Annotated in this window: 11 protein-coding genes; 6 read left to right on the forward strand and 5 right to left on the reverse strand. The window is 58.2% G+C overall.

Features of this window, described 5'->3' with window-relative positions:
- Positions 1 to 44 precede the first annotated feature (44 nt).
- Positions 45 to 1,022 (reverse strand): IS1595 family transposase, encoded by a 978-nt coding sequence (locus tag RBB75_RS12830; protein WP_353068294.1) that lies wholly within the window; start codon positions 1,020 to 1,022, stop codon positions 45 to 47.
- Positions 1,023 to 1,159: 137 nt separating this feature from the next.
- On the opposite strand from RBB75_RS12830, the gene RBB75_RS12835 reads away from it, so the two are divergent.
- Complete coding sequence (locus tag RBB75_RS12835; protein ID WP_179637148.1) at positions 1,160 to 2,539, forward strand: MATE family efflux transporter; 1,380 nt, start codon at positions 1,160 to 1,162, stop codon at positions 2,537 to 2,539.
- On the opposite strand, the gene RBB75_RS12840 is transcribed toward RBB75_RS12835, so the two are convergent.
- Both RBB75_RS12840 and RBB75_RS12845 read right to left on the reverse strand, forming a co-directional pair.
- Positions 2,536 to 3,459, reverse strand: coding sequence for a DMT family transporter (locus RBB75_RS12840; protein ID WP_179637149.1), 924 nt, complete (start codon positions 3,457 to 3,459; stop codon positions 2,536 to 2,538). The two genes, RBB75_RS12835 and RBB75_RS12840, sit on opposite strands and share 4 nt — an antisense overlap.
- Before the next feature lie 93 nt (positions 3,460 to 3,552).
- The gene (locus RBB75_RS12845) at positions 3,553 to 5,670 is read right to left on the reverse strand and encodes a M13 family metallopeptidase (protein ID WP_353068295.1); all 2,118 of its coding nucleotides are present in this window, start codon (positions 5,668 to 5,670) and stop codon (positions 3,553 to 3,555) included.
- Between the two features lie 232 nt (positions 5,671 to 5,902).
- Between RBB75_RS12845 and RBB75_RS12850 the strand changes: the two genes are divergently transcribed.
- On the forward strand, positions 5,903 to 7,468 hold the full coding sequence (locus tag RBB75_RS12850; RefSeq protein ID WP_353068296.1) for a hypothetical protein: 1,566 nt from the start codon (positions 5,903 to 5,905) through the stop codon (positions 7,466 to 7,468).
- Between the two features lie 137 nt (positions 7,469 to 7,605).
- Here RBB75_RS12850 and rpsT read toward each other — a convergent pair whose 3' ends face one another.
- Positions 7,606 to 7,884 carry a 30S ribosomal protein S20 gene (gene rpsT, locus RBB75_RS12855; protein ID WP_183768804.1) on the reverse strand — a complete coding sequence of 93 codons (279 nt, stop codon included), beginning with the start codon at positions 7,882 to 7,884 and terminating at the stop codon, positions 7,606 to 7,608.
- A gap of 467 nt (positions 7,885 to 8,351) precedes the next feature.
- On the opposite strand from rpsT, the gene RBB75_RS12860 reads away from it, so the two are divergent.
- The 4 genes from RBB75_RS12860 (at position 8,352) to RBB75_RS12875 (ending at position 12,388) form a co-directional block, all read left to right on the forward strand.
- Entirely contained in the window at positions 8,352 to 9,389 is a 1,038-nt protein-coding gene (locus tag RBB75_RS12860; protein WP_353068297.1) for a PhoH family protein, read from the forward strand.
- A gap of 76 nt (positions 9,390 to 9,465) precedes the next feature.
- The gene (locus RBB75_RS12865) at positions 9,466 to 10,383 is read left to right on the forward strand and encodes a glycoside hydrolase family 16 protein (RefSeq protein ID WP_179637157.1); all 918 of its coding nucleotides are present in this window, start codon (positions 9,466 to 9,468) and stop codon (positions 10,381 to 10,383) included.
- Entirely contained in the window at positions 10,380 to 10,955 is a 576-nt protein-coding gene (gene ybeY, locus RBB75_RS12870; RefSeq protein WP_179637159.1) for an rRNA maturation RNase YbeY, read from the forward strand. Before RBB75_RS12865 ends, ybeY begins: the two co-directional genes overlap by 4 nt.
- The gene (locus RBB75_RS12875) at positions 10,952 to 12,388 is read left to right on the forward strand and encodes a hemolysin family protein (RefSeq protein WP_179637160.1); all 1,437 of its coding nucleotides are present in this window, start codon (positions 10,952 to 10,954) and stop codon (positions 12,386 to 12,388) included. Before ybeY ends, RBB75_RS12875 begins: the two co-directional genes overlap by 4 nt.
- A gap of 441 nt (positions 12,389 to 12,829) precedes the next feature.
- Here RBB75_RS12875 and RBB75_RS12880 read toward each other — a convergent pair whose 3' ends face one another.
- The gene (locus RBB75_RS12880) at positions 12,830 to 13,894 is read right to left on the reverse strand and encodes a rod shape-determining protein (RefSeq protein ID WP_306459659.1); all 1,065 of its coding nucleotides are present in this window, start codon (positions 13,892 to 13,894) and stop codon (positions 12,830 to 12,832) included.
- Positions 13,895 to 13,953 lie beyond the last annotated feature (59 nt).

A 13,953-nucleotide genomic window follows, 5' to 3' on the forward strand; every position in this document is an offset into this window, starting at 1 on the left:
TTCAAAACTGGGTAAGAAAAAGACGACAGGCAAGATCATACCTCCTAAAAAGGTAGATCAGGCTTCGAAACCAGTTTGCGAAAAGTGAGTGGCTTGGTTGCACACATCTCAGCTACACAGTTCTCAAACTGTTGGGTAGAGTTGCGCTCATTGAAGCGATACTCAAACTCATTGAGGTAGCGTTGTAGATGTTTGGTAGAAACACGGTGGAAGCTACCAATCAAACCACGCTTCAATAGCGAGAATGATGACTCTACCGTATTAGTGTGGATGCGTGATCCGGGAACAACCCACTGGATAGAGTGATTGACCGAGCGGTGTTTCTTGCTCAAGGTTTCATTCATTGCGAAGTCATAGACCGCCGCATTGTCTGTGTAGATACGAGCTACGTTGTCGGCAAGGTTGGCCTCTAGAATCGGACCAATCGAACTTGCTTTGGCATCCTTGACATGAAAGTAGCGAACGCGACCAGTGGTCTTGGTGCTCTTATAGGTGCGCTCACGCATCGCCACAACAACGTCCTTCGGTGCTTTAGGCTCACTTGCCCGATTGAATCTGCGCTTTGTTCTGCCCCCGATATAGGTTTCGTCAATCTCCACGATTCCGGTCATGGGAGAGCTACCCTTCATATCCATAGCCTCACGGATGCGGTGAACCATGTGCCACGCCGTCTGGTAAGACTTAATACCTAGATGACGCTGTACCTGTACTGCACTCATGCCTTTCTTTGCGGTCATAACCATCTCTACAGCCATGAACCAAGTCAGAATAGGTAGGCGAGTGTCGTTGTAGAGGGTGCCAGAGGTGCAAGAGAACTGTTGCTTGCAGGTCTTCTCTAGGCATTGGAATATCTGAGCGCGTTTGTTCTTAGTGGTAGCTGAGGTCTTACGGGTAATGCGGCTGATCTTGTCATTGCCACAAGTTACGCACCTAACGACTCCATCAGGCCAACGCTGCTGTTCGAGGAATTCAAAGCATTCAACATCGGACTGGAATTTCTTGGTAATGTCTATTAGGTTCATACACTTACCTCGCTGAAAAGAGTATTCGCCTAAAGCTTTTCTGTGTCAAGTGGATAATTGTCCTTCTAACCCGCAGATTCGATTGAACTTGCGTACAAGATACCCCGAGAGGGGGGAGGGGGGTACCAGATAGCACGATGTCCATCCGCCAGCAGATCCAGCCCGTGCTCACCCTAGCCCTCCCACTCATCCTTGCCGAACTCGGCTGGATGTCCATGGGCATCGTCGACACCATCATGGTCGGCCACATGGCCAATCCGGCACTCGCCATCTCCGCTGCCGCTCTCGGCCAGGTCCTCTACAACACCATCGCCTTCGGCATCGCCGGAGTCCTCCTCGGCCTCGACACCTACCTCTCCCAGTCTCACGGGGCCGGCCGCTTCGACGAGGCCAACCGCTGGCTCCTCCACGGCCTCCTCCTCGCCGCCGGCCTCGCCCTCACGCTCATCCTCATCATCCTCTGCGCACCGTCCTTCATGCTCCGCCTCCCCATCGACCACGCCGTCCTCACCGGCTCAGTCGCCTTCCTCGACGCGCTCAACTACGGCACCCCGGCCCTCTTCCTCTACTTCACCCTCCGCCGCTACCTTCAGGCCTTCAACCACGTCCGGCCCATCGCCGCAGCTCTGGTCACCGCAAACCTCGTCAACGTCGTCGGCAACTGGTTCCTTATCTACGGGCACTCCTTCGGTCCCCTCCACATCCCGGCCCTCGGGGTCACGGGCTCAGGCCTCGCGACCTCCTTTTCCCGCTGCTATCTCGCCCTCTTCATGGTCATCGCCCTCTGGCGCATCGAACGCCGCCACCACTACGGCCTCCGCAGCATGGCCCGCCACTTCGAGCCCCGCCGCCTCCGCCGCCTCGCCCTCCTCGGAGCACCCGCCGGCGGTCAGATCTTCGTCGAAATCTCCATCTTCGGCATGGTCACCTTTCTAATCGGAGTCATGGGGCGGCTTCCCCTCGCTGGACACGAGATCGCCCTCAACTGCGCCAGCTTCACCTTCATGGTCCCCTTCGCCATCTCCGCCGCAGCCGCAGTGCGCGTCGGCCAGGCCATCGGCCGCAAAGCTCCCAGCGAAGCGGCCTCCGCAGGTTGGGCCGCAATCCTACTCGGCGCAGGCGTCATGGCCTGCTTCTCCGCTGTTCTGCTTCTTATGCCCCACGCAATCGCGAGCAGCTTCACCGCCGATCGCGACGTCATCGCTGCCACCATCCCCCTGCTCTTCGTAGCCGCTATCTTCCAGTTCTTCGACGGCCTCCAGATCACCGCCACCGGTTCGCTCCGCGGCGCAGGGAACACCCACGCCGGCCTCATCGTCCAGATCGTCGGCTACTGGATCATCGGTCTCCCCATCGGCTACCTCTTCGGCTTCCGCCTCCACTACGGAGCCGTCGGCCTCTGGATGGGCCTGTGTGCGGGCCTCATCGTAGCGGGCACCACCCTCACCCTCATCTGGCGCCACACCACCAAAAAACAGCTTTTAGCCCTTAGCTCTCAGCCTTTAGCTAGAAGCTAAAGGCTAAAAGCCACCGTCTCCTCGCGCACCCTGGTCTTCGACCGCGTCGTCAACGTAACCGCCGAAGCAAGAATCAACCCGCCCCCAACCCAGGCGCTCGGCCCCAGCCGCTCCCCCAGCACAATCACTCCCAACAAACTCCCAATCAGCGGCTCCATATTCAGCAACACCCCCGCCTGCGAAGCCGGAACCTGCGTCATCCCCCAGTTCCACAACAGGGTAGTCGTAGCCGTACACAGCACCCCACTCGCAGCCAGCGCCAGCCAAGCCTTCACCGACACCCCCGCCATCGGCGGCATCCCATACCGCACCGGGACCCACACCATCAGCATCAAGGTCCCAAGCAGCAACCCATACGCCGTCACCACAATATGCGAGTGCCGCCCCATCAACTGCTTGTTGAAGAGAATCCAGAACAGCGCAATCAGCAACGACACCACCACCAGCGCATCCCCAGCCAGCGTAGCGCCCCCCTTGGCGTGCAATCCACCACCCAGCGCAATCAGAGCCGCCCCGCAGGTAGATCCCGCCAGAGCCACCCACCCCACCCAGTCCATCCGCTCATGCGCATACGCCGCCGCCCCTACCGCAAGAATCACCGGCATCGTCCCCACCATCAGCGAGGCATGGCTCACCGTAGTAATCGACAACCCATAGAACTGAATCAGAAACTGCAGCGGCACCCCAAGAAACGAGGCAGCCAGCAGCATTCCCCACTCCCGCCGGTTCAACCCCGGGCGATGGGTCACCAGCAACGGCAGCAGCACCACCATCGCAAACAGAAACCGGTACAGCACCATATGCGCGAAGCTCATCTCCGCCAGCGCAATCTTCCCGAAGAAGAACCCGCACCCCCACAGCGAACTAGCCAGCGCACAAGCCGCAAACCCCAGTGCCCGTCGTTTCTCTAAAACCACCATCCTTCCACTCTCGCACAATTAAAAGCGAACGGGAGAGAAAGCCGAAGCCTCTCTCCCGCAGCAATCCGAACCGGAAAGGTTATGCCAACTTGCTTACCAGACGCGGCAACTCTTCACCGGCACCATTGGCGCGCCCTTCTTGCAGCCAAACGCCGCCGCAAATCCAGGCTGATTCACAATCGCACCATTCGCACGGAAGTGGTCCGGCGAGTGAGGATCGGTCAGCACCTGCGTCCGCACCTGCTCCGGCCGCGGATTCTCGCACCAGTTCTGCGCGTAACCGATGTAGAACCTCTGCGGGGCCGTGTATCCGTCCTTCTTCGCTGTCAGATCGACGCCCTCCTTCTTTGCGCGATCGAGGTAAGCCATATAAGCCAGCAGCAAACCGCCGTTGTCCGCGGTATTTTCGCCTAGCGTCAGCCTGCCATTCACCTTCACATCATCGACGGCAACGAAGCTGCCATACTCATCCGCCAGGCAGTCCGTCCGAGCCACGAAGTTCTTCGTATCCTCCGCCGTCCACCAGTCGCTCAGGTTGCCTTTCCCATCAAACTTCTTGCCTTGATCATCGAACCCATGCGTTAGTTCATGACCAATCACTGCGCCAATATGCCCATAGTTCACGGCGTCATCCTGCTTCGGGTCGTAGAACGAAGGCTGCAGAATTCCTGCAGGAAAGTTGATCGTATTCTGGCTATCGTCGTAGTCCGCATTCACCGTCGGTGGCGTCATATCCCATTCGAAGATGTTGACAGGCTGCCCGATCTTCGCCAGTTGCCGATCATTCTCGAATGCATCCGCACGTCGTGCATTCCCCAGCGCATCGTCCGGCTTGATCTCCAGCTTGGTGTAGTCTCGCCACTTATCCGGATAGCCGATCTTATTTGTAACCTGGTGCAGCTTCTCTTTCGCCCGCGTCTTCGTCGTAGCCGACATCCAGTCGAGTTGATCGATATCGTGTCCCATGGCCGTTTCAATGTCAGCGACCATCTCCATCATCTTCGCCTTACTGTCTCCGGCGAAGTACTGCTCCACATACACCTTACCCAAAGCCTCTCCCAGCGCGCCATTCACCGAGTTCGAACAACGCTTCCAACGCGCGGCCTGCTCCGGCTGCCCGTTCAACTTGCGTCCGTAAAAGTCAAAATTCTCGGCATCGAATCTCTTCGGCAATCTGCCCGCATAAGTCGTCAACACCTGGTATCGCAGGTAAGCCTTCAGCGTCTCCAGGTTCGTCGCATCAATCTCCTTAGTCAGCGCAGGGAAGAACTCCGGCGTCGCATTATTGATCTCGCTCACCCTCGGCGAATGGATTGCGTCTTGAAACTCTCCAAAGTTCAGCCCCGGCACTGTCGCTTCAAACTTGGCAATAGGTTGTAGATGATAAGTCTTCTCCGGGTCGCGCATCTCGGTCACACCCATTGATGCCTTGGCCAGTGCCGTCTCGAACGTCAGAATCGAATGAGCATCCTTTGTCGCCTTTTCCGGCGAGCTCCCCGCCAGCTCAAGCATCTTCGCGACGTGTGCGACATACTGATCCCGAAGCTCAACATCTTTCGCTCCCGTTCGCAGGTAATAGTCTTTTTCCGGCAATCCGAGCCCGCCCTGCTGCACAGATGCGATCTGTTTGGTTGCGTCCTTGAAGTCCTGCTGTTCCCCATAACCAAAGAACACATTCACGCCGATCCTTTGCAGGTTGCCGGCCAAGGCTGACAGTTCTTCCTTGCTTTTCACTGCATCGATCTCACTGAGCAACGGCCCCGTAGGAGCAATTCCTTTCGCTTCAATCGCATCCGTATCCATACACGCCTTGTAGAAGTCGCCAATCTTTTGCTCGTCAGGCGAACGGCCCGCGCCACCGGCAGCCGCCTTGGTCAAAATTCCATACAGCGACTGGGTGTTCACGTTGTACAGCGCGTAAAACTGGTCGACGCCGGCCTGGTCTGCAGGGATCGGATGGTTTGCCGCGAACTTCCCGCAGGCAAACTTGTAAAAGTCATTACATGGATCGACCGAGGCATCCAGGGAGGTGGTATCGAATCCCGGAATCGGGAGATAGGTTTCAGTCGGCTTGCTGCTATCGCTCACCAGCTTCGCTTGTTGTGCCCAGCCAACACTCCAAGTGCCAGTCATAGCCACGGCAATCATTGCACCAAGTCCAGCCCGCCGCCTCATCCTGCCAGGAACTTCCAACGTCCATGCTTTCAACATTTAATTATCCTTTTTCATGCGGAATTTCTGCAGCCTTTGTATCACCAACCCAGCGTAGCTGTTATTTTCGTCCAGCCGTCCGCATACATTGGCGTCGCCCGCGCGTCTGTGAAAGCATTACTCGAGCGTTCTCGGTGAGCAGAGATACGCATCTACCCCCATGACGGTTCCCAGATATCTCATTTCGACGTTTTGCCGACGCCTCTCGCTCATAGGTGTTTTGCTCTTTCCGATGGCTTTCCCTGTCTTCGCCGCCCGCGGCCCGGAACCTTCGCTGCGACTGCCGCTGGAGTCATTCGGATTCCAACCACTTTCCGAGCAGTTCCTTCTCGCAGGAAGCTCCATGTTGACGATCCACTACGTCGACGACCAGCATCTTTTGCTCACCTTCAGCGCCCGCCACCTGCTCAAGCGCCTGCCCGACGAGCCCGAAGACGACATGGATCGCACCATCGACGCCGTCCTGCTCGAGCTACCCTCCGGCCACGTTCTGGCTCGCACCACATGGCGTACCCACGATCATGGCCAATATCTCTGGAGCCTCGGCCACGGCCACTTCCTCCTGCGCATCCGTGACACTCTCACAACCTTCGCTCCACTCGCTAACCTGGCGACCGGCCAGCCTTTTACAGAACATCCATTTCTTGCCACAGAAGATCGCCGCATCGCCGTCGTCATCCTCTCCCCCGATGCTGATCTCCTCACGGTGGAGACCGTCAAACGTACTCCCCCCGTTCCCAAGCCAAAGGCTCCTCTCTTCGGCCCTACCCCGGTTGAACCGGCTCCAGAGCCGCAAGTCGTTCAAATCAACTTCTATCGTCTTTACGTGCCAACTGAACCCGGCGCACAAGTCAAAGCAAGTCCTGCCGGTGCTGGCCGCTCCAAAGGTGCCGGAGGCCTTCCCGTCTCGGTCGCAGGATACCTCTCCACCGTCGATCAAGGACATCAGCACTATGCCTTCGACTTCCACTCCTACGCCGGCAAGGTCGACGAACTCTCGCCCTTCGACTCCACCTGTCCGCCCTTTCCCCTCTTTGTCAGCCATAGCCAGTTCATCGTCTTCGGCTGTCGCACGGGTCACACCATCGGTGCTGTCGGTGGCTTCAACATGCGGGGGCAGGAGATGTGGGAGCAGGGTCTCTTCGGCGATTTCATCGCTCCGTCGCTCGTCTACGCTCCATCCAGCGGACGGTTCGCGCTCAGCCGCGTTCTCCTCCATTCCTCTGCTGTAGCCGATCAGCCCGTCAGCGCGGACGAGATCTCGGCGCAAACTGTTGTTGTCTATCAGACCGACAGCGGCAAGCAAATCCTCCATGCCGACTGCACCCCCGTTGAGCGCGCAGGCCAGAACTTCGCTCTCGCGCCGGACGGCCTCTCTCTTGCCATCATCCACGCTGACGCCATCGAGATCTATCGTCTCCCGCCTCTCACCCCTAAGGAAGAAAACGCGATCAAACTGGCGCAAACCTCTGCGCCAGCCGAGAACGATCTGCCGGTCCGCTTCGCCAGCCAACTCTCCCCATCTGCGGAAGAAGCCGATTCCACCGTTCAACCCGAAGCCCAGCCGGCCAACGCCGTCGCGCCCAGTGCGTCGAACACAACCGCTCCCGACTCCACCCAAACACCTTCACCTGCAGACGCGGCCCCCGCAGCGAAACCCTCCGGCGATACCGCTCAAGCCTCGGGCGACCCCACACCTGAGGAGCATCGCAAACCACCTACTCTCTACACCCTCCCCACCGACAAACCGTCGGACAGACCTTCCAACTCCGACCGTCCAAAGGACACGCCTCAGTAGATTCTCTCCGCGAAAAATTGCGGCTGCGAAATGCGAAAGTATAAGATAGACGGAAAAAGGCCGACCGCGGTCTCCCGAAAGCCAGCCTCTTCCTAATCTCTACGCCAAAATTTCAGCTTCCCATCAAAACCCGAAAGTTATGCAGCCTTCTTCGGCGCAACAGCCTTCACACGTGCGTTCAAGCGGCTCTTGTAGCGGCTCGCGGTGTTCTTGTGCAGAACGCCCTTCTGCACACTCTTGTCCAGAATCGACGCGGTCTCCCGGTACTGGGTGGTTGCAGCGGCGTGGTCGCCCTTCGCGATCGACTCGCGCAGTTGGCGCAGGGTGCCACGGAGCTTGCTCTTGTTCGAACGGTTTACCGCGGTCTTGGCTACGGTCTGACGTGCGCGCTTCAAAGACGAAACATGATTTGCCATAAACTCTCTTCTCTCAACCCTTACATTTGTAGGGGAAAATGGGATGCAGACTCAAAGCCAGGCGACTCTGGATACAGTCACAGCCTTGAGTAGCGCTAAATAAACCCGCCGCACTCCCTGCAATATCTAAGTCTACGGAAACCATGCTCTTCGGTCAACTCCTCTTCTGGCCAAAATGCTGCTTCAATCCCCCCAAAAGCATCTAATTCTTAGAAAACATGCCGTACCGCGATTCCATCCCGGTTTTGCACCAAAATCTATTCATCATTTGCCCCTTGACGCCATCTTCCCGACGTTCTACTCTTTGCCCATCTTCGACACTAGATTGGCACCTTCCGCCATCCCGGTCGCAGTCAAAGGGCGCAGCCAATGCGCTACCAGCTACTGTCTGCACTTCCCCTCAAAAACTCCCAAGTCAACGGCCATGCACCCAACCCAGCTCCCCCTGACGGAGGTCAGCACACTACTTGATTAAAAAATCCCTGGAAATCACACCTGGCATTGAGCCCCTGTACGGGACCCACGACGAAAACCTCCGCCTCCTCGAGGACAAACTCAACGTCACGATCGATCTCCGCTCCGACGCTATCCACGTTACCGGCGAAGCCACCAACGTAGCCCGCGTCGAACAACTTTTCACCGACTTCGACACCCTCCGAAAATCCGGCATCAATCTCCACAACGGCGAACTAAACGGCATGCTCAAGCTCGTCGTCGCCGATCCCTCCATCACCCTCAAATCCCTCATCGACACAGGCAAACAGCGCTCCGCCGGCGTCAAGCGTATGGTTCAGCCCCGCTCGCCCAACCAGCGTAAGTACGTCGAAGCCATCGAGCAGTCCGACATGACCTTCGGCCTGGGCCCCGCCGGCACCGGAAAAACCTACCTCGCCGTCGCCATGGCCGTGTCCGCTCTCATGGCCAAAAAAGTCAGCCGCATCATCTTGGTCCGTCCCGCAGTCGAAGCCGGCGAACGCCTCGGCTTCCTACCCGGCTCCCTCCAGGAAAAAGTCGACCCCTACCTGCGCCCCCTCTACGACGCCCTCTACGATCTCCTCGACCCCATCAAGGTCGACAAGCTTCTCGAGTCCAACGTCATCGAAGTCGCCCCGCTCGCCTTCATGCGCGGCCGCACCCTCTCCGACGCCTTCATCATCATGGACGAAGCCCAGAACACCACCATGGAACAGATGAAGATGTTCGTCACCCGTCTCGGCAACAACTCCAAGGCCGTCATCACTGGCGACCTCACCCAGACCGATCTGCCCAACCCGAAGAAGTCCGGCCTCCTTGAGGCGCTCCACGTTCTTGACGGCGTAGAAGGCATTCGTTTCTGCCATTTTGAAGACGTCGACGTCGTTCGCCACCAACTCGTCCAGCGCATCGTTCGAGCCTACGACATCTACGGCAAGGCCCAGCAGCAACTCCCTCTTCCCATCGGCGAAGTTGCCATGCCGGACCCGAACCTCGCGTCCACAGCCAAACCCATACCTAAACCCCAATAAATTCAACCAATCTGCGATAATCAATCACAGGGGGCCAATCCAGCCCCCTGTTGATATTGAGTAACCGTTCCGCACGATGATCACCATCGAACCCCCAAGTGCCAACTCCATCCCCGCGCCTCTCCGCTCAGGTTTGACGCGCACCTTCACCCGCGCATGCTTGATTTTTCTCGCAGCAGGAGTGACCCTCGCCGCACAATCCCCGGCAACTCCAAACCCAAATTGGCGCCTCACCTGGAGCGACGAGTTCAACGGCCCCAACGGCTCCTCACCAGACCCCGCCAAATGGACCTACGACATAGGCGGTGGTGGCTACGGCAACCACGAGCTCGAGTCCTACACCAAGCGGCCCGTCAACGCCCATCAACAGGACGGCCACCTCATCATCACGGCCCGCAAAGAAGACCTCACCGGCCTGGATGGCATCCCGCGCCACTACACCTCCGCCCGCATCAACACCAAGGGGCTCTTCTCCCAAGCCTACGGACGCTTCGAAGCCCGCATCCAACTTCCCACCGGCAAAGGTATCTGGCCAGCCTTCTGGCTCCTGGGCGACGACATCGACACCAATCCCTGGCCAAGGTCCGGCGAGATCGACATCATGGAAAACATCGGCGATCCGGCTACGGTCTACAGCACCCTCCACGGCCCCGGATACAGCGGTGCCAAACCCATTTCGGCAAAATTCCCGCTCCCTGCGGGCGAATCCGTCACCGCCGGCTACCACCTCTACGCCGTCGAGTGGACCCCTAACGACATCAAGTTTTTCTTTGATGATCACCTCATCGTCGAGCGGACCCCAGCCGACCTGCCCCCCGGCACTCACTGGGTCTATGACCATCCTTTCTTCGTCATTCTCAACCTGGCCGTAGGCGGCGGCTGGCCCGGCAACCCCGACGAGACCACTATCTTTCCTCAAAAGATGCTCGTTGACTACGTCCGCGTCTACCAAGCGGCCTCCTCAGCACCCCAGACGCCGAAGCCAATCCAATGATCGCCATCGAACCAACGGCAGGCCTGGAAGCGACGCTGTCCCGCTCCGGTTTAACCAGCTTTCTCAAGCGCGCTCGACTCGCCGTCGGCCTTAGAGGCGAAGTCGAGGTCCTGCTCGCGGACGACGCTACGCTGCGCCGTCTCAATAGGTCCTTCCGGGGCAAAAACAAACCGACCGACGTCCTCAGCTTCCCCACTCCAGCCGAAATCTTAAACGCGCACGCTGGAGACTTGGCGATCTCGCTTGAGACCGCGGCTCGCCAGGCCGCCACCTACGGCCACTCTTTGTGCGACGAAGTGAAGATACTCCTCCTACACGGCCTGCTCCATCTCTCCGGTCTTGACCACGAGACCGACAACGGCGAGATGGCCGCTCGCGAGGCTACTCTCCGCTGTAAGCTCAAACTCCCTAACACTTTAATCGAGCGCACCACCACACTGCCGCAAAAGGCGCGGCTAGACCAAACGACGAAGACATCGCCGCCCATGAAGAGGGCACCGACAGCATCCACTCGCCCCGCTACAAAACGCAGCGCAATAAAAAAGAAAACAATCGCGCGAGGTTCTAGATGACTCCCGCCTACGCGTATACCATTGCGCTCATTCTTCTTCTCGTTATCCTTGCGTTAGCTGCCTACGTCGATCGTGTCTACTCGGAGATGGGCAAATTCCTCGCCCGCGAATATCAGGACAACATCGACGCCTGGGAGAGTGTCGTCGAACCTCGTCTTCGTCTTGGTCGCGAGTCCATCGCACTCTCCGCCTCGGTTCTTCGCCAGCTCACGCTGGCAACCCTGGCCCTGCTTTCGGGCCTTCGCCTCTACACCCACACCAGCCTGGTTCCAACCCTTGCACGTACACCCAGTCTTGGCGAGGTTCTGCGCGCAGTCTTCGAGCTCATTCTTCTCATCCTCATCTTCGACCGCCTGCTCCCGCAACTCCTTTTCTCCCGCACCCGCGGCCTCTGGATCGCGCGCATCCTTCCTCTTCTGCAGGCGCTCTTCTATCTCATTCTTCCGGTCACTATGCTGCTGCAGCTGCTTCTCTCTATTGCTGCCCTCGCTGAGCCGGAAGACACCACTGAAGAAGATCATCCCTCCGAAGCCATGGATGCTCTTCTTGAAGCCGGCGAAGAGGAGGGCATCCTCGAGGAGTCTGATCGCGAACTGGTCCGCTCTGCCGTGGAGTTTGGTGACAAGGTTGTCCTTGAGGTCATGACTCCTCGCCCTGAGATCTTCGCCGTTCCCGGCACCCTCACGCTGCAGGAGTTCACCGCGACGATCAACGAACATGCCTTCTCGCGTGTCCCGGTCTTCAACGGTTCGCTTGACCACGTCACCGGCATCGGCTTTGCCCATGACCTGCTCAAAGTACTTGACGCTGAGGCAAATACGCGCACGGTTGCTCAAATTCAGCGCCCCGCCGCCTTTGTTCCTGAGACCAAGAAAGTGGCTGAGCTGCTACGCGAGATGCAGCGCGAAAAACAGCACATGCGCATCGTCATCGACGAGTACGGAAGTGTTGCAGGCCTTGTCACCATTGAGGATTTGCTTGAGGCGATCGTCGGAAACATTGCGGATGAGCATGATGAGCCTGAAGCGGATGACCAACCGATCCGCGAATCGAATGGCGCTTATGTGGTCTCGGGAGCGTTTGAGCTTTCGCGTCTGCGCGACCTTTTTGCCGATCAATTCGAGCCGAATCAACGGGTTACGCGGCCTGCTGAGGATGGGGAGCCGCATGAGCCTGAGGAGGAGGGGGTGGATTCAGGTGAGGGGGAGGTGACGGATCTTCGCGATACGCGGGACGATCCCACGGCGTTGCGGCTCCCGGAACACTATGAATCTACGACACTTGGGGGACTGGTCTCAGAGATCGCCGGGCATATTCCGCTGCCCGGGGAGGTGGTGGAAGAGGATGGACTGCGGCTGGAGGTGCTGGCCAGTACGGACCGGCGGATCGACCGGATTCGGGTTAGTCTTACGGATCCTCCGGACCTTTCTTAGAGGATTTTTTGGAGTGTTTTTTCTTGTGTGGTGGAATGGGCGAAAAATAAGGGGATTTTGCGAAAATTGGGTGTTTTGACGTGGTGTTTTGCTGGTGGGAGTGTGGTGGTTTGCGTGGCTGAGATGGTGTTTAAGCAGTCGTAGTTTCGGGCGCTAAAAATGCGCCACGTTTTTCAACTTTATTTTTTGGGAAGAGACGCTGTCCTGCCGGACGGCCTCCTGCGCGGAGCGCGGTCACTTCGTGACTTGTATACCGCTTCGCATGGCGCTCCCGTTGGTCGCGAGGGAAGATTGATTCCGACCAACGGGAGGACCGCGCGAAGCTCTAAAAAGGCGTGCCAACGCCCGCCGCCGAATCGGGGTCCCCACAAACAGGTCTTCGTTTGTGGGGTGACCAAGCAGGGGCCGTCCGGCAGGACATTCTCTATAGCCGTGAGTTGACTAGTCGATAGAGATCTTACGGAGCAGTTTGAAGTCGGAGAGCATCTTTCCTGTTCCCAGCACCACCGAGGCGAGGGGATCATCGGCGATGGAGACGGGAAGCCCGGTCTCCTCGCGGATGCGCTTGTCGAGGTTCTTGATGAGCGCGCCGCCGCCAGTGAGGACGATGCCGCGGTCGGAGATGTCTGCGGAGAGCTCGGGCGGGGTCCGCTCTAGTGCTACGCGGATGGCATTGATGATGGTTGCGATGCTCTCCGAGAGGGCTTCGCGGATCTCGGAGTCTTCGATGGTGATGGTCTTCGGCACGCCCTCAATGAGGTTGCGGCCTTTGACTTCCATGGAGAGGGGCTTATCGAGCGGATAGGCCGAGCCGAGGGAGATCTTGATCTGCTCTGCGGTGCGCTCGCCGATGAGCAGGTTGTACTTCCGCTTGAGGTAGGTCATCACGGCCTCGTCCATCTGGTTTCCGGCCATGCGAACGGAGCGAGAGTAGACGATGCCTGCGAGTGAGATCACTGCAATATCCGTAGTCCCGCCGCCGATGTCGACGACCATGTTTCCGCCGGGCTCGGTGATGGGCAAACCCGCGCCAATGGCGGCGACCATGGCCTGTTCGACCAGGTGAACCTCGGAGGCCTTGGCGCGATAGGCGGAGTCCATGACGGCGCGTTTTTCTACCTGAGTGATCTCGGAGGGGACACCGATGACGATGCGCGGGTGAACCATCATCTTCCGGTTGTGCGCCTTCTGGATGAAGTAGTTCAGCATCTTTTCGGTGTGGCGGAAGTCGGCGATGACGCCGTCTTTCATGGGCTTGATGGCGACGATGTTTCCGGGCGTGCGGCCGAGCATCTCCTTGGCCTCTTTGCCGACGGCCTCAACCTCGTTGGTGATCTTGTTCACCGCGATGATCGAAGGCTCGTTGACGATGATGCCTTTGCCGTGCGCGAAGACGAGCGTGTTCGCCGTGCCAAGGTCGATAGCAAGGTCGCTGGAAAAGAGGCTGAAAAGAGACCGCATATTGTGAATGCGGGAGTAACGCATCTGAAAACTATTTGAAGACATAGGTGTTTGCGATCGATCCTAAAAAGAGACTCACACTAGTGTATTCCTTTAGCAAGCGC

This window comes from Tunturibacter empetritectus (genome assembly GCF_040358985.1).
In the GTDB taxonomy this organism is placed as follows: Bacteria; Acidobacteriota; Terriglobia; order Terriglobales; family Acidobacteriaceae; genus Edaphobacter; species Edaphobacter empetritectus.